The 22,412-nt window shown below is 72.2% G+C and carries 23 protein-coding genes, 1 tRNA gene and 1 pseudogene; 14 read left to right on the forward strand and 11 right to left on the reverse strand.

The window, feature by feature from the left end; translation table 11 throughout:
* The 4 genes and pseudogenes from HNP84_RS30985 to HNP84_RS31000 all read left to right on the forward strand — a co-directional run.
* Positions 1 to 198: pseudogene (locus tag HNP84_RS30985) on the forward strand (ATP-binding cassette domain-containing protein); the annotation flags it as partial.
* Positions 199 to 418: 220 nt separating this feature from the next.
* Complete coding sequence (locus HNP84_RS30990) at positions 419 to 727, forward strand: VOC family protein (protein ID WP_185053496.1); 309 nt, start codon at positions 419 to 421, stop codon at positions 725 to 727.
* Positions 728 to 806: 79 nt separating this feature from the next.
* Positions 807 to 2,063 (forward strand): cytochrome P450, encoded by a 1,257-nt coding sequence (locus tag HNP84_RS30995; protein WP_185053497.1) that lies wholly within the window; start codon positions 807 to 809, stop codon positions 2,061 to 2,063.
* A 22-nt stretch (positions 2,064 to 2,085) separates the two neighbouring features.
* The gene (locus HNP84_RS31000) at positions 2,086 to 2,685 is read left to right on the forward strand and encodes a TetR/AcrR family transcriptional regulator (RefSeq protein WP_185053498.1); all 600 of its coding nucleotides are present in this window, start codon (positions 2,086 to 2,088) and stop codon (positions 2,683 to 2,685) included.
* A gap of 6 nt (positions 2,686 to 2,691) precedes the next feature.
* On the opposite strand, the gene HNP84_RS31005 is transcribed toward HNP84_RS31000, so the two are convergent.
* On the reverse strand, positions 2,692 to 3,426 hold the full coding sequence (locus tag HNP84_RS31005; RefSeq protein WP_185053499.1) for a hypothetical protein: 735 nt from the start codon (positions 3,424 to 3,426) through the stop codon (positions 2,692 to 2,694).
* Between the two features lie 265 nt (positions 3,427 to 3,691).
* A complete protein-coding gene (locus tag HNP84_RS31010) occupies positions 3,692 to 5,107 on the reverse strand; it encodes an amidase (RefSeq protein WP_185053500.1) in 1,416 nt (471 codons plus the stop codon).
* Between the two features lie 278 nt (positions 5,108 to 5,385).
* Here HNP84_RS31010 and HNP84_RS31015 point away from each other — a divergent pair, with 278 nt between their 5' ends.
* The 5 genes from HNP84_RS31015 to HNP84_RS31035 all read left to right on the forward strand — a co-directional run bounded on the left by HNP84_RS31015 (position 5,386) and on the right by HNP84_RS31035 (position 9,224).
* Positions 5,386 to 5,919, forward strand: coding sequence for a permease-like cell division protein FtsX (locus HNP84_RS31015; protein ID WP_185053501.1), 534 nt, complete (start codon positions 5,386 to 5,388; stop codon positions 5,917 to 5,919).
* Positions 5,920 to 5,947: 28 nt separating this feature from the next.
* Positions 5,948 to 6,550 carry a hypothetical protein gene (locus tag HNP84_RS31020; protein WP_185053502.1) on the forward strand — a complete coding sequence of 201 codons (603 nt, stop codon included), beginning with the start codon at positions 5,948 to 5,950 and terminating at the stop codon, positions 6,548 to 6,550.
* Between the two features lie 201 nt (positions 6,551 to 6,751).
* Entirely contained in the window at positions 6,752 to 7,714 is a 963-nt protein-coding gene (locus HNP84_RS31025) for a methionine ABC transporter ATP-binding protein (RefSeq protein WP_185053503.1), read from the forward strand.
* Between the two features lie 53 nt (positions 7,715 to 7,767).
* The gene (locus HNP84_RS31030; protein WP_185053736.1) at positions 7,768 to 8,367 is read left to right on the forward strand and encodes a methionine ABC transporter permease; all 600 of its coding nucleotides are present in this window, start codon (positions 7,768 to 7,770) and stop codon (positions 8,365 to 8,367) included.
* Positions 8,368 to 8,378: 11 nt separating this feature from the next.
* Positions 8,379 to 9,224 carry a MetQ/NlpA family ABC transporter substrate-binding protein gene (locus HNP84_RS31035; protein WP_185053504.1) on the forward strand — a complete coding sequence of 282 codons (846 nt, stop codon included), beginning with the start codon at positions 8,379 to 8,381 and terminating at the stop codon, positions 9,222 to 9,224.
* Between the two features lie 78 nt (positions 9,225 to 9,302).
* On the opposite strand, the gene HNP84_RS31040 is transcribed toward HNP84_RS31035, so the two are convergent.
* From HNP84_RS31040 to HNP84_RS31065, 6 genes are all read right to left on the reverse strand, one after another.
* Positions 9,303 to 9,752: a 50S ribosomal protein L7/L12 gene (locus HNP84_RS31040; RefSeq protein WP_185053505.1), complete on the reverse strand. Its 450-nt coding sequence runs from the start codon at positions 9,750 to 9,752 to the stop codon at positions 9,303 to 9,305.
* A gap of 76 nt (positions 9,753 to 9,828) precedes the next feature.
* Positions 9,829 to 10,497 (reverse strand): GntR family transcriptional regulator, encoded by a 669-nt coding sequence (locus tag HNP84_RS31045; RefSeq protein ID WP_185053506.1) that lies wholly within the window; start codon positions 10,495 to 10,497, stop codon positions 9,829 to 9,831.
* 127 nt (positions 10,498 to 10,624) lie between these two features.
* The gene (locus tag HNP84_RS31050) at positions 10,625 to 11,719 is read right to left on the reverse strand and encodes a 4-oxalomesaconate tautomerase (protein ID WP_312926114.1); all 1,095 of its coding nucleotides are present in this window, start codon (positions 11,717 to 11,719) and stop codon (positions 10,625 to 10,627) included.
* A 5-nt stretch (positions 11,720 to 11,724) separates the two neighbouring features.
* Entirely contained in the window at positions 11,725 to 12,519 is a 795-nt protein-coding gene (locus HNP84_RS31055; protein ID WP_185053507.1) for a DUF1932 domain-containing protein, read from the reverse strand.
* The gene (locus tag HNP84_RS31060; protein WP_185053508.1) at positions 12,516 to 13,217 is read right to left on the reverse strand and encodes a 4-carboxy-4-hydroxy-2-oxoadipate aldolase/oxaloacetate decarboxylase; all 702 of its coding nucleotides are present in this window, start codon (positions 13,215 to 13,217) and stop codon (positions 12,516 to 12,518) included. Before HNP84_RS31060 ends, HNP84_RS31055 begins: the two co-directional genes overlap by 4 nt.
* A gap of 10 nt (positions 13,218 to 13,227) precedes the next feature.
* A complete protein-coding gene (locus tag HNP84_RS31065) occupies positions 13,228 to 13,959 on the reverse strand; it encodes a PIG-L deacetylase family protein (RefSeq protein WP_185053509.1) in 732 nt (243 codons plus the stop codon).
* Between the two features lie 299 nt (positions 13,960 to 14,258).
* On the opposite strand from HNP84_RS31065, the gene HNP84_RS31070 reads away from it, so the two are divergent.
* A tRNA-Sec gene (locus HNP84_RS31070) sits at positions 14,259 to 14,351 on the forward strand.
* Between the two features lie 107 nt (positions 14,352 to 14,458).
* Positions 14,459 to 14,920: a hypothetical protein gene (locus HNP84_RS31075; protein ID WP_185053510.1), complete on the forward strand. Its 462-nt coding sequence runs from the start codon at positions 14,459 to 14,461 to the stop codon at positions 14,918 to 14,920.
* A gap of 57 nt (positions 14,921 to 14,977) precedes the next feature.
* Here HNP84_RS31075 and HNP84_RS53700 read toward each other — a convergent pair whose 3' ends face one another.
* Positions 14,978 to 15,541: a hypothetical protein gene (locus tag HNP84_RS53700; RefSeq protein ID WP_185053511.1), complete on the reverse strand. Its 564-nt coding sequence runs from the start codon at positions 15,539 to 15,541 to the stop codon at positions 14,978 to 14,980.
* 178 nt (positions 15,542 to 15,719) lie between these two features.
* On the reverse strand, positions 15,720 to 16,043 hold the full coding sequence (locus HNP84_RS56825; protein WP_185053512.1) for a DUF418 domain-containing protein: 324 nt from the start codon (positions 16,041 to 16,043) through the stop codon (positions 15,720 to 15,722).
* A 165-nt stretch (positions 16,044 to 16,208) separates the two neighbouring features.
* On the opposite strand from HNP84_RS56825, the gene HNP84_RS31090 reads away from it, so the two are divergent.
* Entirely contained in the window at positions 16,209 to 17,174 is a 966-nt protein-coding gene (locus HNP84_RS31090) for a DUF2332 domain-containing protein (RefSeq protein ID WP_185053513.1), read from the forward strand.
* On the opposite strand, the gene HNP84_RS31095 is transcribed toward HNP84_RS31090, so the two are convergent.
* Positions 17,157 to 17,798, reverse strand: a complete 642-nt coding sequence (locus HNP84_RS31095; protein ID WP_185053514.1) for a TetR/AcrR family transcriptional regulator — start codon at positions 17,796 to 17,798, stop codon at positions 17,157 to 17,159. The genes HNP84_RS31090 and HNP84_RS31095 overlap by 18 nt on opposite strands.
* 80 nt (positions 17,799 to 17,878) lie before the next feature.
* Here HNP84_RS31095 and HNP84_RS31100 point away from each other — a divergent pair, with 80 nt between their 5' ends.
* Complete coding sequence (locus tag HNP84_RS31100) at positions 17,879 to 19,060, forward strand: acyl-CoA dehydrogenase family protein (RefSeq protein WP_185053515.1); 1,182 nt, start codon at positions 17,879 to 17,881, stop codon at positions 19,058 to 19,060.
* 125 nt (positions 19,061 to 19,185) lie between these two features.
* Complete coding sequence (icmF, locus tag HNP84_RS31105; protein WP_185053516.1) at positions 19,186 to 22,407, forward strand: fused isobutyryl-CoA mutase/GTPase IcmF; 3,222 nt, start codon at positions 19,186 to 19,188, stop codon at positions 22,405 to 22,407.
* The last annotated feature ends 5 nt before the right edge of the window (positions 22,408 to 22,412 follow it).

A 22,412-nucleotide genomic window follows, 5' to 3' on the forward strand; every position in this document is an offset into this window, starting at 1 on the left:
CTGGTCGATTCCGGCAGGTCGGTGATCGTGATCGAGCATCACCAGGCGGTGATGGCGCACGCGGACTGGATCATCGATCTGGGTCCGGGTGCGGGTCATGACGGTGGCCGGATCGTGTTCGAGGGCACCCCGGCCGATCTGGTCGCCGCGCGTTCCACCCTTACCGGGCAGCACCTCGCGGCCTACGTCGGCGCCTGAGACCGCCTGACCGAGGCCCCGCCGGATCGGGGCCCGCCGGGTCGCGACCTGGCAGGGGCTTGCGGCTCGCATTCGGCGACCAGCGTCACGAACCGGCGCCGTCCGCCCCGGGCACGGGGGAACGAGGACACAGGGGCAAGAGGCACGAGTGCGCGGTGACGACCGGCGCGCACGACCGCGAGAACCGTCCCACCGCCCCCGGACCAGCGGAACAGGAGCCATGCAGACCACGCTCATCGTCATCTACACCGACCACCTGCGGGAGTGCGCCGCCTTCTACAGCGGCCTCGGGCTCCCTCTCCAGGCGGAGCAGCACGGCAACGGCCCCGAGCACCACGCCGCCGAGCTCGGCACGATGGTCGTCGAACTGTACCCGGCCACCGAGCACCGGCCCGCCACCGGAAGCCTCCGCCTGGGCTTCCGGCTGCCCCACCACGCGGCCCCTCGCGACCTGCCGCCCGGACGGCACCTGCTCACCGACCCGGACGGCCGCACGATCGACCTGGAGATCACCGAGAACCCGGCCTGAACGACGCGCGTTGACATATTGACCTGAGGTCACTAATACTGACCTCAGGTCAATAGTTGTCATGCGAGGGAGAGCGACGATGCCTGCGGCGACGGACTCCGAGACGGCCGGCCTCCATTTGATCGGCAGGCTGCTCGATCCGGCCTCAAGGGCCGATCCGTACCCGATCTACGCTCAGCTCCGCGGTCTCGGCCCGGTGTGGATCGAGCAGATGCCGGCCGTGGTCGTGACCGGATACCGCGACTGCGAGACGCTGCTGCGCGACCCGCGGCTCAGCGCCGAGCGCTGGCGGCACGGCGGTTCCGAGCCCGAGGACCCGTATCCTCCGGACGCGCCGCCCTCGGTCCGGCAGCCGTGGTTCCTGTCCCAGGACCCTCCGGACCACACGCGGCTGCGGCGCCTGGTCAGCCGCGCCTTCACCGCCCGTGCGGTCGCCCGGATGGAGTCGTCCATCGGCCGACTCGTGGACCACTTCCTCGATCGCGCGGCCGGCCGGGACACCTTCGATGTGCTGTCCGGCTTCGCCCACCCCCTGCCGGTGACGGTGATCTGCCGGATGCTCGGCGTTCCGCCGGCCGACGAGCACCTGTTCCGCGAGTGGTCCTCTCAGCTCACCCGGCTGGTGGACGGGTTCTTGACCGCCGCCGCCGGGGCCGGGGAGACGCCGGCGTGGGTCCCCGGCATGGTGGAGATGCATCGGTACGTCAACGACCTCGTCGCCGACCGGCGCGCGACCCCTCGCCGCGAGGACCTGATCTCCGAGCTGATCGCCGCCGAGGACGACGGTGACCAGCTCGGTCACGACGAGCTCGTGGCCACCATCGTGCTGCTGCTGGTGGCCGGGCACGAGACCACCGTCAATCTGATCGCCAACGGCGTGCTCGCCCTGCTGCGTCACCCCGAGTGGCTGGCCGCCCTGCGCGCCGACCCCGGCCTGGCCCCCGCGGTCGTGGAGGAGATCCTGCGCTACGACCCGCCGGTCCACCTCACCGCCCGGATCGCCGATCAGGACATGACGATCGGCGAGGTGCGCGTGCCGGCCCGCAGCCTGGTCATCCTCCTGCTGGCCGCGGCCCACCGGGACCCGGAGGCGAACCCGGACCCTGACCGGTTCGACCCGAGTCGCGCCCAGGTGCGGCATCTGGGCTTCGGCTTCGGCCCGCACTTCTGCCTCGGCGCGCCGCTGGCCAGGCTCGAAGGCCGGCTGGCACTCGCCGCGTTCGCGCGACGCGTCCAGGACCCCAGGCTCATCGCCGACCCGCCGCCGTACCGTGAGCACATCAACCTCCGCGGGGTCGGCGAGCTCCTCATCGCCCACGCCGGGGTGAAGGGGTGAGGCGGTCGGCTAACCTGGTGCCGTGGTCGCTTCCCGGACTCGCCGCCGACTCTCCCCCGAGGCCAGGCGCGGCGAACTGATCGAAGCGGCCATCCGGCTCCTGGAGTCCGGGCAACCGGTGACCAACTGGGTCCAGGCCGTCACCGCCGAAGCGGGCGCCGCCAAAGGAACCTTCTACGTCTACTTCTCCTCGTGGGAAGAGATGCTGGTCGCCATCCGAGACCGGTTCCTGCAGAATTACGTGGACCGGTTCCAGAAACTCGCCGAGACCACCGAGCCGATCGACTGGTGGGCCACGCTCGACGCCGAATGCGGCATGGCCATCGACATCATCGCTCAGCCCGGCGGGCTCCACCACGCGGTCTTCCACTCCAGCGCCGCCCTCGCGCCCGTCGAGGCCGATCGCGACATCACCGCAGCCATCGCCAAGGTGCTGCAGCGGGGCATGGCCGAGGGCGCGTTCCGCGCCATCGACCCCGAGACCACCGCCTCCCTCCTGTTCACCGTCCTGCACAGCGCCGGCGACGCCATCGCCGCCGGCGCCGAACCGGAGCGCTGGCGGCAGGCCGTCCGCGACCTCACCCACCACTGGCTCGCACCGTCGTCCCCAGCGCACCCGTGACCTCGGTCACGCTGTGCCTCGGCCCGGGGGACGCGGTGGGGCTTCGTGGTCGTGGTGCAGGCTGAACACGGTGAGCCAGTGGGCGTCCTGGACGCGGTAGCCCAGAGCCCACAGCCCCTTGATCAACCCCGGCATGTGGCCGGCGCCCCACACGACGGCGACCACGAGGTCGTCGGCCCCGCGTTCCCGGTGCAGCTCCGTGGCGGCGCGGAGCAGAACCTCGTCGCGCCGGGTCACGATCAGGTCGTACACCGCGTCCGGGTCTTGCGGCGGCCGGCTCGGGTCGTCGTCGGTCGTCAGAGCACGTGCGATGAGGCGCCTGCTGCCGAACAGCCGCATTCCCGTCGAGTAGAACAGGAACAGGACGAGAGAGAGGATGCGTGAGACCAGCGGGATCTTCCGCCACAGAGCCGTGAACTCGCGCCCGGTCATGTCGGCCCTGATGACGGCGGCGTCCAGACCGGCGTAGTCGATGTGCTGCGGCACCAGCGCGAAGCGATCGTTCTTCGTGACGAGGCGATAGGACGCGATCCGGGCGCGCATGGAGAGCGACAGCCCGTTGACGCCCTCGGCGAGCACGATGTCGCAGCCTCGAAGTTCCTCCTGCACCTGCGCGTAGAACTCCGGCTCGCCGACGTGGATCATCGGGTACAGGACGAACCGCAGCCGCGCGGCCGGGTGCCGGAAGGTCATGACCGCCGAGCGCACGCCCGCGAGTTCGGTGACCTCGATGATCTGCATGCGCCACCTCCAGTGCTGGAGGGCCCGCATCCGGCGGGCGCGCCGCCGGATGGCTTCGTACCGGCAACGCGCCGCCGCCGGGCCGGGTTCCGCGCAGCGGGAGGCGACCGGCCGGGACGCCGGCGGCGCTAGGCGCTCAGCACCTTGCGGAGCCCGGCCTGGGCCTGTAGGCCGGCCCCTCGACGCCGCGCGATCCATCACGGCCGTACGCGCGGCCCCCGATGCCGTCGCCGCCGGCCCCTCCGGGCCGGCGGCGCGTGGGGCGTCACCGGAAGAGGGTGTCGGCGTGACGCCTCCATGGGGCGGCCTGCTCCAGCCGGCCGGCGATGCCGAGCAGCAGGTCCTCCCGGCCGTAGGCGGCCACGAGCTGCACCCCGATGGGCAGCCCGCCGGTGCTGCGGCCGAGCGGGAGGCTGATGGCCGGCTGCCCGGTGACGTTGAACGGCGGCGTGAAGGGCGCGTAGTCGAACATCGATCGGACGAACGTCTCCAGGGTGTGGCTCGGATCGTCGTAGCGGATGGTGCCGTGCGGCGCGGGAAGCTGCGCCATGGTCGGGGAGACCAGCAGGTCGTAGCGGGTGAAGAAGGCGGCGACGGATCGGGTGACCCGGTTCTGGGCGTCGAAGGCGGCCAGCAGGTCCAGGGCGCTCAGCCTCGCGGCCTGTTCCAGCACCCGCCGGGAGACGCCCTCCAGCAGCGCCGGGTCGGGTGGCCGGGGCGCCCGTTGGAAGATCGCGCCGAGGAAGGCGGTCTGCGTCACCACCAGGGCGTGGATGACGGCGTCCCAGTCCACGACGGGGCTCGCCTCCTCGACGTGGTGTCCCTGCTGCTGGAGCAGGCGGGCCGCGTGCTCGGCGGCGGCGGCCACCTCGGGGTTGACGGGCGCGTCCGACCAGGGCTTGGTCGTGATCGCGACACGCAGCCGCCGGGGTTCGCGGGTCGGTTCCTCGGCGTAGGGACGGGCGGGCGGCGGCGCGGTGTACTTCTCGCCCACGCCCGGCCCCTGGACGGCGTCCAGCAGGTGGGCGGTGTCGCGGACGGTGCGGGTCAGGGCGAAGGCGTCGGCCATGCCCAGGGCCGATTCGCCCAGGTCGGGCCCGCAGGGCAGGCGTCCCCTGCTGGGTTTGAGCCCGACCAGCCCGCAGCAGGCGGCCGGGATGCGGATCGAGCCGGCTCCGTCGCTGGCATGGGCGAGCGGTACGGCGCCGGCCGCCACCAGGGCCGCGGCGCCGCCACTCGACCCGCCGGCGCCGCGGTCGAGGTCCCAGGGGTTGCGCGCGGGCCCGAACCGTACCGGCTCGGTGGCGAAGCAGAGCCCCAGCTCCGGCATGGTGGTCAGACCGAGGGTGACCAGCCCGGCGGCCCGGAAGCGGCGCATGAGGTCGCTGTCGTGAGCTGCCGGCACACCGGGGCCGAGGGCGCGGCTGCCCATGAAGAACGGCACGCCGGCGGCCATCGGGCCGATGTCCTTGATCAGGAACGGCACGCCGGCGAAGGGGCCGTCCTCGGCGTGGCCGAGGGCCGGCGTGAAGAGGGGCAGCGCCAGCCCGTTCACCCGCTCGTCGGCGGCGGCCAGCGCCTCGCGGGCGGCGGTCTCGACCTCGGCGGCGGTGACCTCGCCCGACTTGATCAGGTTCCGCAGGCCGACGGCGTCGTACCGGGTGTATTCGTGGATGTGCATGGGATGTCCTTCCGGGGCGCGCCGGACGCGCCCCGCACGTCGATCGTTCGCTGATGGCGGGCGGCGTCTGCCGCCGCAAGGGGGAGCAGCCTGAACGGGGCGACGGTCTCGGGGGACCCTCGCCTGAATCGACGTGTTCCTACGCTCGGTACATCGCCAGCATCATCACGCCCGCCGCCCGCCGCCGTCGAGCGATTTGCTGGCCGGCGCCCGGTGCGCCACCATGCGCCGTGCGGTACCGTGCATGATCGAATCGATGCCGCGGGGGAAGGCGAGGGATGATCGCGCTGTTACGGAGCGGGCAGGTGGCCGCGGCCCTTCTCCTCGCCGTTGTGCCGGGCGTGACCGGGTGCTCGGCCGGGCCGCCGGGGGCGACGTCCGTCTCGGTGACCGCGAGCGCCCCCCAAACGCCTTCCACTCCGGCGGCCACCGGGCCGGCCGGCGCCGACCACATCGACATCTCCGTCTTCCTCTGCCAGAAGGACGACCCCTTCGAGTCCTGCGAGGGCAAGCCGGCGACCGCGAGGCAGAAGCGGGAGATCGAGGCTCTGCTGCGGCGCCACCCGGACGTGGTGGAGGCCACCTTCGAGGACAAGCGGGCGGCGTACGAGAACTTCCGCGAGCAGTACGGCGAGGACAGCGTGCTGGTCTCCGCGATGAAAGTGGACGACATGCCGGAGTCGTGGAGGGTCTCACTGCCGCCGGGCACCGACGCCACGGAGCTGGTCGAAACCGTGCGCCGATTGCCTGGGGTATCCGATGTCATCGGACGTGAATGCGTCAGTGGTAAGTGTCGGCGCGTGGGCGGCTAGGCGGCGGCTCGCCGAGGGGCTCGCCGAGATGGTGACGGATCTCAACCATCTTCCCGTGGCCGCGCCGCCCTGGCGTGCGTGCACCCTGAGAGCTTCCGCGCCGACGAGTTACCTCATCCGCCTGCGCTATGGCGATGCCAGGGTGTCATGGATCGGGACGGCGGATGACGCCAACCAGTGCGTGCCAACCACGAACGGTACATTGCGGACGTGGTCCTATATCGGGGACACGGTCGGCTCGGCCTACCAGGAGGGCCGCTGGCCGTCACTCACCCCGCCGGATGAGTGCGAGCCGGGGCCCGGGAGAATCGGGCAGGATCGGCAGCTCGTGCCGGAGGGTTCGATCGGGCTCACCGTGTGCGGGCTGAGCGTCAAGGCGCCGCAGCGCAAGAGCCACGGCGCGGACACCGCGAAGAAGGTCGCCGCCGAGATCGATTCGCTGCGGGCGGAGAGGTTCGACGGTGCCTGCCGGCCCGGACGAGGGTCCGCCATACGTCTCGTCTTCCGCTACGCCCAGGGCCCTCCTGCCGCCGTAACGGTCTGGGGCACGGAATGCGGCATGGAGAACACCTTTCTCCGTGGTGCGCTCTCGGCCGAGTTGATGGACGAGCTGTCCGGCCTTCTTGACTGACGGCGCCCGCCCGGGACCGCGATCGCTATTTCCCATAGTGGGCGATATCACAACGCGCCGGAGGAATCGGTGAAGGGGGCGTCGCGTTGACCAACGAGGTCGGGAACGCCTGGTGAACCGGCATTTCCCGGTCTGATCCCGGCCGGGCCCACATCGGGCCCCGCCTGCGCGCACGGTCAGGGTTTCAGGTATAACCTACCTGTGATCCATGTTTCTGCCTTGCGCAAGGTGTACGACACCGGCGTGGTGGCGCTCGACGGTGTCGACCTCGACGTACGCGAGGGCGAGATCTTCGGCGTGCTCGGGCAGAGCGGCGCCGGCAAGAGCACGCTGCTGCGCTGCGTCAACCTGCTGGAACGGCCAACCAGCGGCACGGTCACCGTGGACGGGCAGGATCTGACCGTCCTCGGCGACGCCGAGCTGCGGCGGGCCCGCAGGCGGATCGGGATGATCCACCAGCACTTCGCGCTGCTGTCCTCCCGCACGGTCGCCGCGAACGTGGCCTTCCCGCTGGAGGTGGCCAAGGTGCCGCGCGCGGAACGCCGGGCGCGTGTGGCCGAACTGCTGGAACTCGTCGGCCTGGACGGCAAGGCCAAGTCCTATCCCGCCCAGCTCTCGGGCGGCCAGAAGCAGCGGGTCGGCATCGCCCGCGCGCTCGCCGCGCGCCCGAAGGTGCTGCTGTCGGACGAGGCGACCAGCGCGCTGGACCCGGGTACCACGCAGTCCATCCTGGCCCTGCTGCGGCGCCTCAACGCCGAGCTCGGGCTGACGATCCTGCTCATCACGCACGAGATGCACGTGATCAAGAGCATCTGCGACTCCGCCGCCATCATGCGCGAGGGCAGGGTCCTGGAGTCGGGCCGCGTCCACGATCTCATCGCCCGGCCCGGCTCCCAGCTCACCCGGGAGCTGTTCCCGCTGCCCGAGCCCGCGCCGCCCGGCAGCCTCACGGTGACGTTCCCGGCCGGGCAGGCCGAGGAGCCGGTGCTGTCGGGCCTGGTGCGCAAGTTCGGCGTGGACGTCAACATCCTCGGCGGCTCGCTGGAGGAACTGCGCGGCGTCTCGGTGGGGCGGCTGCGCATCCGGATGGAAGGCGAGGACACCGCCGCCGCGCTGGCGTACCTGCGCGGACGCGGCCTGCTGGTGGAGGAGGAGACGCCGTGAGCCCGGAGGAACTGGTGCCCGTGCTGTGGGAGGCCACGGCCGAGACCGCGCAGATGGTGCTGTGGTCCACGCTGCTGACGGCGGTGTTCGGGCTGCCGATCGGCGTGCTCCTGGTCACCACCGGCCGCGGCGGCCTCACCCCGCTGCCCGCACTCAACGCCGTGCTGGGCGCGGTGGTCAACATCGGGCGCTCGCTGCCGTTCATCGTGCTGATGGTGGCCATCCTGCCGTTCACCCGCCTGATCACCGGAACCACGATCGGCACCGTGGCCGCCATCGTCCCGCTGACGCTCGGGGCGGTGCCGTTCTACGCGCGGCTGGTGGAGTCCGCGGTGCGCGGCGTGAGCCGCGAGGTCGTGGAGGCCGCGCAGGCGATGGGCGCGCGGCGCGTCACCGTGGTGCTGAAGGTCCTGCTGCCCGAGACGCTGCCGGCGCTGGTCGCGGGGCTGACCGTGACCGTCGTCGCCCTGATCGGCTACTCGGCGATGGCGGGCGCCATCGGCGGCGGCGGCCTCGGCGACCTGGCCATCCGGTACGGCTACCAGCGCTTCGACACCACGGTCATGGTCATCACCGTGGTGCTGCTCATCGTCATCGTCCAGCTTGTCCAGAGCCTCGGCGACCTCCTCGCCCGCAGGCTCTCTCACAGATAGGAGATATCGGGGTGCGTAGATTGTTCGGGCTGGCCGCTGCCGCGGTGCTGGCGCTCTCGCTGGCCGCGTGCGGCTCCGACGCCACCACGAGCGCCGGCCCGTCGGGGGACGCGACGGCTTCGCAGGCCGCGCCGCTGAAGGTCGGCGTGAGCCCGGTGCCGCACGCGCAGATCCTCAAGTACGTCGCCGACAACCTGGCCGCCAAGGCCGGCCTGAAGCTGGACATCGTCGAGTTCTCCGACTACGTGCAGCCCAACGTCCAGCTCCAGGAGGGCCAGCTCGACGCCAACTACTTCCAGCACCAGCCGTACCTGACGGACTTCCTGAAGTCCAAGGGCGGCGAGGAGCTGACGTTCGTACAGGCCGTGCACCTGGAGCCGCTCGGGCTGTACTCCAAGAAGGTGACGGCGGTGAGCGCGCTGGCCGACGGGGCGAAGGTCGCGGTGCCCAACGACGCCACCAACCTCGGCCGGGCGCTGAAGCTGCTCCAGGACAACGGCCTGATCACGCTGAAGGAGGGGGTCGGCACCGACGCCACCGAGCGCGACGTCGCGCAGAACCCCAAGAACCTGACGTTCGAGCCCCTGGAGGCGGCCCAGCTCCCCCGCTCCCTGGAGGACGTGGACGCCGCGGTCATCAACGGCAACTACGCGCTGGAGGCCGGCCTGAAGCCCGCCGGCGACGCGCTGGTGCTGGAGAAGGCCGAGGGCAACCCGTACGCCAACGGCCTGGTCGTGCGCAAGGGCCAGGAGGGCGACGCGCGGCTGAAGAAGCTCGCCGAGCTGCTCGCGGGCCCGGAGGTGAAGAAGTACATCCAGGACACCTACCAGGGTTCGGTGATCTCCTCCACGCCCTGACGGCCGTCCGCGCGGGGCCGGGCCGGTGACACCGGCCCCGCGGCCCGCGGGCACCCGCCGCCCATCAGGGGGCGTCGATCAGGGGGCGTCGGCCTCCACGGCCGCGACGAACGCCGACGCCTCGCCCTCGTTCATGCCGGTCTCGCCGCGTACCAGGAACACGGCCTGCTCGGTCCGCCCGGCCGCCTTCAGGGCCCGCACCCGCTCGGCGAGGTCGCCCGTCGCGGCCGGCCGGAGCACGGGGCGGCCTATGCGCGGCGGCAACGGCGAGGGGCGGCCCGCCGCGATGGCGTCCACGGCGTCCTTGGCCTCCTTGAGGCCGATCCCGGGGATCTCCTCGCGGACCAGCTTGATCGCGTGGATCTGACGCCCCCGCTCGCACAGCCAGCGTACGCGCTCGGTCAGGTCGGCCCCGACGGGCGGCCGCTCCAGCGGGGCCGCGCCGGCGCGCGCCCTGACCATGACGACGGCGGCCAGGACGAGGATCGCCCCGGCCGCCAGCAGGATGTACAGCACCTCATCGGACACGCCGCGATCTTACGCCGCCGGCTCAGCCCAGGTCGCCTGGCCCGGCCATCCGCATCCGCAACCGCGGGAAGCGGAGTCAGGCTCTCGCCAGGGTCGCGACCTCGACCTCGGGGGTCCTGGTCCGCGAGATCTGGACGATCACGTCGCGCAGGTGCTCGCGCATCGCGGCCTCGGCCGCCTCCGGGTCGCGGGCGACGATCGCATCGACGATCTTCTCGTGCTGGACCAGCGAGACGCCGGAGCGGCCCGGCTGGAGGGACAGGCGGAACTGGTGGCGTACGAGCTGGCCCTGGAGCCGGACCAGAATGGTGCGGGCGGTGCCCTGGCCGGCGATCTCCTGGATGAGGGAGTGGAGGGCCGCGTTGAGCTCGGAGTAGGCCAGGGGGTCGCCCGCCTCGACCTTCTCCCGCATCGCGCGCCGGATCTCCAGCAGGCGCTCGGCCTGCTCGGGGGTCACGCGCTCGGCGGCCTTCGCCGCCAGCAGGCCCTCCAGCGCCATCCGCACTTCGGTGATCTCGACCGCCTCGTCGGTGGAGACCGCGCGGACCCGGGCTCCCTTGTTGCGCTGCACCTCGACGAGGCCGTCGGCGACGAGCTCGCGCAGCGCCTGGCGCACGGCCGACCTGCTGGCCTGGTACAGCTCGCACAGCTCGGCCTCGATGAGGCGCTGGCCGGGGGCGAAGCGCCCGTCGAGCACCGCGCGGCGGATCTTCGCGACCAGATCCTGAGTGTCGGGCCCTTCCATGATCGTCCTCCTGTGTCCGGCGCCGCACGATGCCGTATGATTTGTCAACATTCTAGGTGACGAAATCGTCATCCCCGTCCAATGCGGCGGCCACCGGGTGCCCTCCTGCGAGGCTCGAACGGGGAGATCAGGGCCGGCGCGGCCAGACCACCCCGTCGAAGAGCTTGCGCGCGGTGCGGACCACGCCGGAGCGGCGCACGCGCAGGCCGGCGCCGGTGCCCGAGACCTCGATCAAGGCGTCGAAGTAGCCGGTGGGGTGCTCGATCCGCAGCGGCCCGCCCGGCGCCGTACGCCCGGCCGCCTCCGCGGCCACCGAGCCGTCCAGGAGCACGGCGGTGGCGACCGACACGGCGCCCAGCACGCCGATGGAGGTGTGGACCCGGTGCGGGATGAAGGTCCGGGCCGAGATCGTGCCCCCGTCCCTGGGGGCGGCGACCAGGGCCACTTTCGGCACGGTGGTCGTACGCACGTCGCCCAGCCCCATCAGCGCGCCCGCCCGCAGGCGTATCTCCTCGACCCTGGCCGTCAGCGCGGCGTCGGCCTCCAGCTCCGTGGGGGACTCGTAGCCGGTCGCGCCCAGCGCCCCGGCCGCGACCACGACCACGGGCATGCCGTTGTCCACGCAGGTCGCCGCCACGCCGGCGATCTCGTCGCGCACCGAGCCGGTGGGCAGGAGGCTGCCGCAGGTGGCCCCCTCCGTCCCCTCGAAGCACAGGGTGACGGGCGCCGCCGGGAACGGCACGCCCGAGATGTACGTGCCGCCCGCGTACCTCACCCGGCCGCCGCGGGTGTCCACGTACGCGGTGGCCACCCCGTCGCCGTTCAGGATCCGGATGCGCACCCGCGTCTCGTCGCCCTCGGCCGGGACCAGCCCGCGCTCGATGGCGAACGGGGCGACGCCGGCCAGGATGTTGCCGCACGTCTGACCCGCCGACACCAGGGCCTCGGCCACGTGCACCTGCAAGAACAGGTAGTCGACGTCCGCGCGCGGCTCGGGCGAGCGGGAGACGACGGCCACCTTGCTCGTCAGCGGGTGACCGCCGCCGATCCCGTCGAGCTGCGCGGTGTCCGGCGAGCCCATCAGCCGCAGCAGCAGGTCGTCGCGGCGGGCGGGGTCGGCGGGCAGGTCGCCGGCGAGGAAGTAGGCCCCCTTCGAGGTGCCGCCGCGCATCAGCATGCAGGCGACCCCGGCCTCTTCGTCGTCTTCGTCGAAGGTGTCCACGCCACTCATGGTGCCGTGCCGGGGCGGGGGATGCCCCGGCCGGGCACCGACCGCAGGACCTCCGCCGTGGCCCGGGTCATCAACGGCATCTCGCCGGACGACTCGGCCATCTCGGCGGCGGCCTCCATCTCGGCCACCCGGCGGACGCTGTGGCGTACGGTGCCGTCGAGCAGCCTGCGGATCACGTCGCCGTCGAGCTCGGTCAGGGTCTCGACCAGGTGGTCGTGGCACCACCGCCCCAGCCCCTGCGCCTCCGCCACCCGCAGCGACTCGACCATCAGGGCGGTCAGGCCCTTCACCACGATGCTGCGCAGCAGCTTGCGCGCCGCCGCCTCGCCGACCCTGCCGCCGAGCGGGGTGACGTCCATGCCGCAGGCGGTGAGCAGACGGGCCGCCCGGACCACCCCGGGGCCCGACATCAGGATCGGGGTGCGCATCCCGAGCCGGAGCACGGGCGCCATCAGCACTCCCTCGGCGAACGACAGCCCGTGCGCGGCGGCGGTGGCCGCCAGTTCGCGCTTCAGCTCGGGACTCGCGGTCGCGAGGTCGAGGTAGACGGCGTCGGGCGCGGTGTGCCCGAGCACCGACGCGAGCGCGGCGGGCGCGTCGGCGGCGGCCGTCAGACCGATCACCAGGTCCGCGCCGGCCACGGCCTCGGCGGGGCCGCCCATGGCGGTGAAGCCGGCCGGGCGCCCGGTCCAGGCCGGGTCGAAGCCCGTGACGTGCGCGTACGCGCTGAGGTCCGAGGCGATGGCGTAGCCCGCCTCGCCGAGCCCGAGGAAGGCGACATGGGGTCTCATCCCGCGTCCTCCGGCAGGTCGTCCACGTACTGGACGCCCAGCTCGGCCAGCAGGTCGCGCAGGCCGTACATGTCCACGCCGAGGACGCCGGAGCGCAGGGCCTCGCGCTTGTCCTCCTCGGCCGCGAGCCTGGCCCGCGACCGCTCCAGCACGCCGGCGGCCGAGCGGCGGGGGACGCACATCACGCCGTCGTCGTCGGCGATCACGACGTCGCCGGGGCGCACGAGCTGCCCGCCGCACACCACCGGGACGTTGACGGAGCCGGGGCTCGCCTTCACGGTGCCCTGCGCCGAGACGGCGCGCGCCCAGACCGGGAACCCCATCGCGCGGAGGGTGGCGATGTCGCGCACCCCGGCGTCCGTCACCAGGCCGATCACACCGCGGGCGGCCAGCGAGGTCGCGAGCAGCTCGCCGAACATGCCGTCCGTGGACGGGGAGGTGACGGTCACGACGAGGACGTCGCCCTCGCGGCACATCTCCACCGCCGCGTGGATCATCAGGTTGTCGCCGGGGTGGCACGACACCGTCACCGCGGGCCCGGCGATCACCGCGCCGTCCTGCCGTGGGCGCACCGCGGGGTCCACCAGCCCGGTCCGCCCGGCCGCCTCGTGGGCGGTGGCGACACCGGCGTCACGCAGCCCCCGTACGACGTCGGGGTCGGGACGCGTCACATTGCGCACGACATAGTGCCCGGCCATTGCGATCCTCCTAGTCGAGCTCGGTCGTGACCTGCGGGTAGATCCGCTGGTAGGCCTCGGCGTACGCGTCCACGGGCAGGCCCAGGTTCGGCCCGCTGTTGCGCTTGGCCTGCACCCCGCGGCGGCGTCCGAGGTCGGTGTAGTACTCCACCAGGTGACCCTGCGCGCCCAGGCTGTGCATCGCCGCCAGCTTCCGCTCCCACACCGGCGTGATGTCGAGCAGCACGTCGGGGTGGAAGCCGCACATCTCGGGCTGGTGCGGCTCGAAGCAGAAGACCGGAGGAGCGCCGATCACCTCCCCCTCCCCCGGCACACCGGGCGCCTGCGCGAGAATCCGCGCCTTCAGGGCGATCTCCCGCGCCGCAGGGTGGTCGATGTTGTACGGGTCCTGCGCCGCGTGCGTCAGCACGACCGACGGCTGCAGGCGGCGGTACAGGTCGATCAGCGCCCGCATCAGCTCCGGCGTCTCGGTCAGCGGGTAGTCGCCGGCGTCGAAGAACACCACCTCCGCCCCGAGCGCGTTCGCCGCCTTCTCCCCCTCTTCCCGCCGGATCGCCTTGACCTCGTCCAGGCTGAGCCCCTTCCGCCACAGGCTGGCGGACTCACCGCGCTCCCCGAAGCTGAGACAGGCGATCACGGCTCGCCGCCCCCGCTGGGTCGCCAGCGCGATGGCCCCGCCGGCCCGCCAGACGAAGTCCCCCGGATGCGCGGTGACGACCAGCAGCGGGTCCTCGCTCGGCATGCTGTTCCTCCTCAAGTCCCGGACGGCAGCGCACTGTCGCCAAGATTGTCAACAAAAGGACGCCCAGAAGAAGCCGCCCTGATTTGCGCCGATATTGTTGACAATATCCTCCTCAACCGCCCGGCCACAACAGGGGGATGGCCCCGTCTTGGAGCCGACGCCAGGGAAGGCGCGGTTCGCAGGCGGGGACGAACGTGGGCCGGATGAGCGCAGGGCGCGCATCGGCGACGCGCCGCTCGCCCACGCCGTACCCAGGTGAATCGCGGCCGAGGCCGCGGCTAGTATGGCTGGCGGTTCGAGGAGGTGTACGCGTCCTGGTGGGCGCCGCGGTCTTCAAAACCGACGAGGCCGAGGATCTCGGCCTGGCGGGTTCGATTCCCGTCCACCTCCGCGCATATGGGCTCACGACCCGTTTCCGGCATCGGCGAGCGGCCGCCCGTTCTCCCCGCGGAGCCGGGAAGCGGGGAACGGAGCCCCCGGACCGGCTATGGTCTGGATCATGAAGCGGATGTACCTGCCGCTGTCCGCGCTGGGGCTCGCGTTCCTCACGCTGTCCGGCATCGCGGTGCTCGCTCCCCTTTGGGCCCAGACGGGCAGGTGCGGCGAGGAGTACGACCGCATCAACCGGGCCCTGGCGGGTTTCGACATCCTGGCGGTGGCCCCGCCCGGGGCCGTCCCGCGCGGGGAGCGCACGGCCAGTTGCGACACCGACGACTATTTCGCGTCCATCGGCCTCTCCTACCGCCCGGACCGGCGCCATGACTCACTGCAGGAAGTGGAGACCTTCTACCGATCCGCCGCCCTCCGGCACGGCTGGAAGATCGTCCCGGCCGAGGACTCCCCGAACGGCGAGGAATGCGTGATCAAAGAGGTCGCGGGCGACCCGGTCAACCTCTCGGTCTGGTTCCCTCCGGACGCCGCCGGCGACTACGACGTGAGCGTGTCCACCTGGCCCTGCTGACGGTTCGCAGGCCGTAGAGGGAGCCACACACACCGGCGCAGGGGTGTGCCCGCCGGGTCAGGCGGAGACGAGCCGGAGGATCGCCGTGCCCTCCGCTCCCGCCACCACCTGCAGCACGACCGCGCCCTTCCGCTCGCGCGGCGGCTTCCCCGCCCTGCCGCACGAACTGCTGCTGCCGCCGCTGTAGAAGACGACGACGCAGCCGCTGCCGTCGCCGCTCGCCTCGCCGCTGGCCCTGCTGTTCGCCGAGGTCACCTTGTAGCCGACCTCGTTCTCGCCGACCTTGGTCAGGGTCAGCTTCGCGGGACCGTCGGGGATCTCGAAGCGGATCGTCACCGGCTCCGACACCGCGATCTCGCAGTTCCCGTCGGTGCACGCCTCGGGGTCGCTCCCGTCGGCCGCCGTCACCGCCGGGGACGGGGTGGGCGTGGGAGACGGGCTCTGCGAGGCTTGGGAGGGCGAGGGCGAGGGCGAGGGCGCGGCAGGCCGGGCGCTCTGCGCATTTTGGGCGCTCTGGGCGCCTTCGCCGACGCCACCGCATCCGGCCAGGGCCAGCGCGGTCAGCATGGCCGGCAGAACCAAGCCGGCCGTACGTCGCGTGCCCGTGGTCGGGTCCGACATCAGCCCTCCATACCTCGTCCGGGGTCGAGTGGCGAACCGGCAGCCGGTACCGGCAGCCACGAGAGAGCGACGGCATCGTCACTCGCGATCGTCACTCGCGCCGACGACAACATCCTGCCACCGGACGCGGTGCGACACACGCGAGCGGCACCATGAGTATCCGGCCGTGTCGAACACGTCAGGCGCGGTAGGCGAGCCGGCGCAGCAGGACCTCCGCCGGGCCGCGGTGCCCGCGCCGCCGCATCACCTCGGCGATCAGGACGGACACCAGCCAGGTCGCCGTGGCCAGGGCGTTCGGGCGCCGGGTGACCGGGATGGCGACCAGCCCGACGATCGCGGCCGTGCCGATGCCGCCGAAGTAGCCCGTGAGCGGAACAGCGGCGCGTGCGCGAACGCGATGGCCAGCAAGCATGAACCCCCGCGCCAGGTCGGGCGCCGGCACCCGCCCCGCTCCGCCGGCCGCCTCACCCGGGACCGCCGGCACCGTGCTCGGCACTGTCATCACTCGCCCCCTCGCCACTCGCGTCCCCGACGCCTCCTGCTCCAGGACCGTGATGAGCGCCCGGCCGGCCCGGAATGCGCCTGGGCACACGATCGGGGTGCACCTGCCCCCACCCGGGCGTGGTTCGATGGGCGGCGGTGGTCCGGTGAAGGAGAGGCGCGGCGCGTGGAGACGGCGGAGTGGTATCGGCGGTTCGCGGAGTCGGAGGTGCGGGGGCACAGCGCGGTGTACGAGGCCGTGGCGCTCGGTGTGGCCGGGGACGACACGCTGCTCGGGCTGATCGACACCCTGCCTCCGGCGAAACGGCAGCCGAACCTGCTGCTGGCCGCGGTGCGGTTCCTCGGCGGGCCGTACGACGACGAGGCGCGGTTCCGGTCCTGGACGGTGCGCAACTGGGACACCGTACGCGCGACCGTGCTGGCCCGCAGGACGCAGACCAACGAGGCCGGGCGGTGCGCGAGCCTGATGCCGATGCTCGCCGCCCTTCCCGGGCCGCTGGCGCTGATCGAGGTGGGCGCGTCGGCGGGGTTGTGCCTGTACCCGGATCGCTACCGCTACCGGTACGACGACCGTCCCGCGGTCGGGCCGGCCGACAGTCCGGTCGTGCTGGACTGCCGGACGAACGGGCGGGTTCCGGTGCCGGATCGGCTGCCGGAGGTGGTCTGGCGCGCCGGGATCGACCTCGACCCCGTGGACGTGCGCGACGACGAGGCGGTGCGCTGGCTGGAGTCGCTGATCTGGCCCGGCCAGGACGAGCGGCTGGCGCGCCTACGCAGCGCCGTACGGCCGGCCCGCGAGGACCCGCCACGGATCGTACGCGGGGACGCCGAGGCCGTCCTGCCCGAGCTGGTCCGCTCGGCCCCGGCCGGCGCCACGGTCGTGGTGTTCCACAGCGCGCTCATGCCCTATCTCGACGAGCCCGCCCGCGACCGCTTCGTCGCCCTGGTACGCGGCCTCCCGGTGCAGTGGATCTCCAACGAGGGCTCTCCCCGGCTCCCGTCGGTCCTGGCGAAACTGACCGAGCCCCTCCCGGCCGGCCGCCTGACCTTCCTCCCCGCCCTGAACGGCACGCCCTTCGCGATGGCCGACCCGCACGGCGCGTGGCTGCACTGGCTACAGCGGCTCGGCTGAGCCGCGCCCCTGGCGCCGGGGAGGCGTGATCTGGTCCTGATCCGCCGGTCCCCCGGCCAGGCTGGTCAGGACCAGGTCGGCGAGGTGCCGGTACGCCTGCGCGGCGTCCAGCCCGGTGGCCGCCTGGATCGCGCCGCGCTGGATGGAGCCCATCACCTCGGCCACCGCGGCGCCCACGAAGGAGGCGTGCACCGGGCGCAGCACCCCGGCCCGGACTCCCTTGGCCACCAGTTCCTGGACCCGCCGCGCCGCGTACTGGGTGTTCTCGCGGTACACCTCGCCGGCCGGGGCGAAGCCGGCCACGTCCGCGAAGAACGCGGCCGAAGCCGCCTGGAGCTCCGCCGCCACGGCCTCCAGGTAGATCGCGAGTTGCCGCGCCGGATCGTCGGCGGCCGCGACCCGGGCCTCGATGCGCTCGGCCGCGGACTTGAAGAACGAGCGTACGGCCGCCACCACGATCTGCTCCTTGCTGGGCGCCACGGAATACAGCGTGGTCCTGGAGCACCGCAGGCGTTCGGCCAGGTCGCCGATCCCGAACGACGCGAACCCCTCGGCCAGGAACAACTCACGGAGCTGAACCAGCATCTCCTCGCGGCGGGCGCGCGACCTGTCAGGCGACGGCATGGCACCGACTCTAGGCGGACGGCCGCGCGAGTACTAGATTCCATACCAAAGTACTCTGCCTAGTACTCAGAGGATCTTCGATGCCCGCATCACGCGTCATGCCCACCCGCGAGAGCGCCGACCTGATCGAGGTCGTCCGGGACCTCGCCGCCAGGGAGCTGGCCCCCCGCGTCGCCAAGGCCGAGGAGGACGAGGACTTCCCGCGCGACGTGTTCACCACTCTCGGCGCGATGGGCGTCCTCGGCCTGCCCTACCCCGAGGAGTACGGCGGCGGGGGCCAGCCCTACGAGGTGTACCTTCAGGTGCTGGAGGAGATCGCCCGGGTCTGGTCCAGCGTCGCCGTGGGCACGAGCGTGCACGTCCTGTCCTGCTTCGGGCTGGTCGGCTTCGGCACCGAGGAGCAGCGGCGGGCCTGGCTGCCGGACATGCTCGGCGGCGGCCTCCTCGGCGCCTACTGCCTCAGCGAGCCGCACGCGGGGTCCGATCCGGCCGCCATGACGACGCGCGCCGTCCGCGAGGGCGACGAGTACGTCCTCAACGGCGCGAAGGCGTGGACCACGCACGGCGGACGCGCCGACTTCTACCAGGTGATGGCGCGCACCTCCGACGAGCGCACGGGCATCTCCTGCTTCCTCGTCCCGGCCGGCGCCGAGGGCCTGAGCGCCGACCCGCCCGAGCGCAAGATGGGGCTCACCGGATCGCCGACCGCCACGATGCGCCTGGACAACGTGCGGATTCCGGCGGACCGCAGAATCGGCGAGGAGGGCGGCGGCCTGAGGATCGCACTGGCCGCCCTCGACTCCGGCCGGCTCGGAATCGCCGCCGCCGCCACGGGCCTGGCCCAGGGGGCGCTCGACGTGGCCGTGGACTACGCCAGGCAGCGCACCACGTTCGGAAGACCGATCATCGAGCACCAGGGCCTGGCGTTCCTGCTCGCCGACATGGAGGCGGCCGTCCAGAGCGCCCGCGCGATGACGCTGCACGCCGCACGCCTGAAGGACCTGGGCCGGCCGTTCGGCCGTGAGGCGTCCATCGCCAAGATGGTCGCCACCGACAACGCGATGAAGGTCACCACCGACGCCGTGCAGGTCCTCGGCGGCTACGGCTACACCCGCGACTTCCCGGTCGAGCGCCACATGCGCGAGGCGAAGGTCATGCAGATCTTCGAGGGCACCAACCAGATCCAGCGGCTGGTCATCAGCCGCGCGCTCGCGAGGGACGCCGGGGCGCCGATCGGCGTCGCCGGCGCCGGGCAGGACTGACGCGGGTCGCCGGTCGCGCTCTTGCCCGCCCCCGGCGTGACCAAGATACTTGGACGTCCTACTATTTACTGGGACGTCCGAGTACTCCCCCCGGTGCATCATCCGCCCTCTCAGGAGGAACCCCCATGCACGTTCCCCTCCACCCCGTCCGCGTGGTCACGGCGGCGGCGCTGTTCGACGGCCATGACGCGGCGATCAACATCATGCGGCGCATCCTGCAGTCACAGGGCGCCGAGGTCATCCACCTGGGGCACAACCGCTCGGTGGAGGAGATCGTCACCGCGGCCGTCCAGGAGGACGTGCAGGGGGTGGCGATCAGCTCCTACCAGGGCGGGCACGTCGAGTTCTTCACCTACCTGGTGGACCTGCTGCGCGAGCGCGGCGCCGGGCACATCAAGGTGTACGGCGGAGGCGGCGGGGTCATCATCCCCGAGGAGATCGAACGCCTGCACGCCCACGGCGTCGCCGGCATCTTCTCCCCCGAGGACGGCCAGCGGCTGGGCCTGGCCGGAATGATCAACACGATCGTCGAAGCGTGTGACGTGCCCCTGGCCGAAGGAGAGCCGCCGTCCGTCGAGGCGGTGGCCGCCGGCGACCAGCGGGCGCTGGCGCGGGCGATCACGTTCGTGGAGTCCGGCGCCGCGGACGCGGCGTGGCTGGAGAAGCTGCGCGGCACGGCGGCGGCCCGCCGGGTCCCGGTGCTGGGCATCACCGGGACGGGCGGATCGGGCAAGTCCTCCCTCACCGACGAGCTGCTGCGCCGGATCAGGATCGACTACGAGGACAAGCTGCGCGTCGCCGTGGTGGCGGTGGACCCGACCCGGCGCCGGGGCGGAGGAGCGCTGCTGGGCGACCGGATCAGGATGAACAGCCTCTCGGGTGGCGGCATCTACTTCCGCTCCCTGGCCACCAGGGGCGCCCAGGAGCTGCCCGCGCACCTGGACGACGTGCTCGCCGCCTGCCGCGCGGCCGGGTACGACCTGGTGATCGTGGAGACACCGGGCATCGGTCAGGGCGATGCCGCGATCGTCCCGTACGCCGACGTGTCGCTGTATGTGATGACCCCGGAGTTCGGCGCGGCCTCGCAGTTGGAGAAGATCGACATGCTCGACTTCGCCGACGTGGTGGCGATCAACAAGTTCGAACGCCGCGGCGCGGAGGACGCGCTGCGCGACGTGCGCCGCCAGCTCGTGCGCAACCGCGAGGCGTTCGGGGTCCCGCCGGAGGAGATGCCGGTGTTCGGCACGATCGCCTCGCGGTTCAACGACGAGGGCGTGACCGCCCTCTACCAGCACCTGCGCGACCTGCTCGGCGAGCACGGGCTGCCCGCCGGGCCCCGGCTGCTGCCGGAGGTGGCGGGGACCGTCTCGCGGGCCTCGGCGGGCATCGTGCCGCCGTCCCGGACCCGCTACCTGGCCGAGATCGCCGAGGTGGTCCGCGACTACCACGCGCACACCGACACCCAGGCCGAGGCGGTGCGCCGCCGCCGGCACCTCGCCGCCGTCCGCGAGATGATGACGGCGCAGGGCCTGGACACCACCGACGTGGACCGGCTCCTCGTCCAGGCCGAGGCCGCCGTAGACGCCACCACCCGGGCGCTGCTGGAGGGCTGGGCCGCCACCAGAGAGGCGTACGAGGCCGACGAGCTGGTGGTCAAGGTCCGCGACCGGGAGCTGCGCACGCCGCTGTGGCGGCAGACGCTGTCGGGCAACCGGATCCCCCGCATCGCCCTGCCCCGCTACACCGACCACGGCGACCTGCTGCGGTTCCTGCGCAACGAGAACCTGCCGGGCCACTTCCCGTTCACGGCCGGGGTCTTCCCGTTCAAGCGGGACGATGAGGAGCCCACCCGGATGTTCGCCGGAGAGGGCGACCCGTTCCGCACCAACCGGCGCTTCAAGCTGCTGTCGCAGGGCAGCCCGGCGACCCGCCTGTCCACGGCGTTCGACTCGGTGACGCTGTACGGCCACGACCCGGACGAGCGTCCCGACATCTACGGCAAGGTCGGCACCTCGGGCGTGTCGATCGCCACCCTGGAGGACATGAAGGCCCTCTACGACGGTTTCGACCTCTCGGCGCCGAACACCTCGGTGTCCATGACCATCAACGGCCCCGCCCCCACCATCCTGGCCTTCTTCCTCAACACCGCCATCGACCAGGCGCTGGACCGCTTCTACGACGAGCACGGCCGCGACCCCTCCCCCGAGGAGGCCGCCGAGCTGCGCGCACGCACCCTGGCCACCGTACGGGGGACCGTCCAGGCCGACATCCTCAAGGAGGACCAGGGCCAGAACACCTGCATCTTCTCCACCGAGTTCTCGCTGCGGATGATGGCCGACATCCAGGAGTGGTTCATCGCCAACGGGGTGCGCAACTTCTACTCGGTGTCGATCTCGGGCTACCACATCGCCGAGGCGGGCGCGAACCCGATCAGCCAGCTCGCCTTCACCCTCGCCAACGGCTTCACCTACGTGGAGGCGTACCTGGCCCGCGGCATGAAGGTGGACGACTTCGCGCCGAACCTGTCGTTCTTCTTCTCCAACGGCATGGACCCCGAGTACAGCGTGCTCGGCCGGGTCGCCCGCCGCATCTGGGCCGTCGCGATGCGCGAGCGCTACGGCGCCAACGAGCGCAGCCAGAAGCTGAAGTACCACATCCAGACCTCGGGCCGGTCGCTGCACGCGCAGGAGATGGACTTCAACGACATCCGCACCACGCTCCAGGCGCTGATCGCGATCTACGACAACTGCAACAGCCTGCACACCAACGCCTACGACGAGGCCGTCACCACGCCCTCGGCCGAGTCGGTGCGGCGGGCCATGGCGATCCAGCTCATCATCAACCGCGAGTGGGGCCTGGCCAGGAACGAGAACCCGCTGCAGGGGTCGTTCATCATCGAGGAGCTGACCGACCTGGTGGAGGAGGCGGTGCTGGCCGAGTTCGAGCGCATCTCCGACCGGGGCGGCGTGCTGGGCGCGATGGAGACCGGCTACCAGCGCGGCAAGATCCAGGACGAGTCGATGCTGTACGAGCAGCGCAAGCACGACGGCAGCCTGCCGATCATCGGGGTCAACACCTTCCGCAACCCCAGCGGGGAGGCCGGCCACGGCCCGCTGGAGCTGGCCCGCGGCACCGAGGAGGAGAAGCGCTCGCAACTGGAGCGGCTGCGCGCCTTCCACCGGGCCCACGCCGAGGAGGCCCCGGCGGCCCTGGCCCGCCTCCGCCGGGCGGCCATGTCGCAGGAGAACGCGTTCGCGGCGCTGATGGACGCCGCCCGCGTCTGCTCGCTCGGCCAGATCACCAACGCCCTGTTCGAGATCGGCGGCCAGTACCGCCGCAACGTCTGACGAGG

This window comes from Thermocatellispora tengchongensis, assembly GCF_014202315.1.
In the GTDB taxonomy this organism is placed as follows: Bacteria; Actinomycetota; Actinomycetes; order Streptosporangiales; family Streptosporangiaceae; genus Thermocatellispora; species Thermocatellispora tengchongensis.

Excerpts from the sequence above, each read along its gene's own strand:
- HNP84_RS31030 (WP_185053736.1), top strand. The coding sequence starts at position 7,768 with ATGGTGCTGTGGTCCACGCTGCTGACGGCGGTGTTCGGGCTGCCGATC.
- HNP84_RS30995 (WP_185053497.1), top strand. The coding sequence starts at position 807 with ATGCCTGCGGCGACGGACTCCGAGACGGCCGGCCTCCATTTGATCGGC.
- HNP84_RS31045 (WP_185053506.1), bottom strand. The coding sequence starts at position 10,497 with ATGGAAGGGCCCGACACTCAGGATCTGGTCGCGAAGATCCGCCGCGCG.
- icmF (WP_185053516.1), top strand. The coding sequence starts at position 19,186 with ATGCACGTTCCCCTCCACCCCGTCCGCGTGGTCACGGCGGCGGCGCTG.
- HNP84_RS31065 (WP_185053509.1), bottom strand. The coding sequence starts at position 13,959 with ATGCCGAGCGAGGACCCGCTGCTGGTCGTCACCGCGCATCCGGGGGAC.
- HNP84_RS31020 (WP_185053502.1), top strand. The coding sequence starts at position 5,948 with ATGGTGACGGATCTCAACCATCTTCCCGTGGCCGCGCCGCCCTGGCGT.
- HNP84_RS31055 (WP_185053507.1), bottom strand. The coding sequence starts at position 12,519 with ATGAGACCCCATGTCGCCTTCCTCGGGCTCGGCGAGGCGGGCTACGCC.
- HNP84_RS31075 (WP_185053510.1), top strand. The coding sequence starts at position 14,459 with ATGAAGCGGATGTACCTGCCGCTGTCCGCGCTGGGGCTCGCGTTCCTC.
- HNP84_RS56825 (WP_185053512.1), bottom strand. The coding sequence starts at position 16,043 with ATGACAGTGCCGAGCACGGTGCCGGCGGTCCCGGGTGAGGCGGCCGGC.
- HNP84_RS31010 (WP_185053500.1), bottom strand. The coding sequence starts at position 5,107 with ATGCACATCCACGAATACACCCGGTACGACGCCGTCGGCCTGCGGAAC.
- HNP84_RS53700 (WP_185053511.1), bottom strand. The coding sequence starts at position 15,541 with ATGTCGGACCCGACCACGGGCACGCGACGTACGGCCGGCTTGGTTCTG.
- HNP84_RS31095 (WP_185053514.1), bottom strand. The coding sequence starts at position 17,798 with ATGCCGTCGCCTGACAGGTCGCGCGCCCGCCGCGAGGAGATGCTGGTT.
- HNP84_RS31100 (WP_185053515.1), top strand. The coding sequence starts at position 17,879 with ATGCCCGCATCACGCGTCATGCCCACCCGCGAGAGCGCCGACCTGATC.
- HNP84_RS30990 (WP_185053496.1), top strand. The coding sequence starts at position 419 with ATGCAGACCACGCTCATCGTCATCTACACCGACCACCTGCGGGAGTGC.
- HNP84_RS31015 (WP_185053501.1), top strand. The coding sequence starts at position 5,386 with ATGATCGCGCTGTTACGGAGCGGGCAGGTGGCCGCGGCCCTTCTCCTC.
- HNP84_RS31005 (WP_185053499.1), bottom strand. The coding sequence starts at position 3,426 with ATGCAGATCATCGAGGTCACCGAACTCGCGGGCGTGCGCTCGGCGGTC.
- HNP84_RS31060 (WP_185053508.1), bottom strand. The coding sequence starts at position 13,217 with ATGGCCGGGCACTATGTCGTGCGCAATGTGACGCGTCCCGACCCCGAC.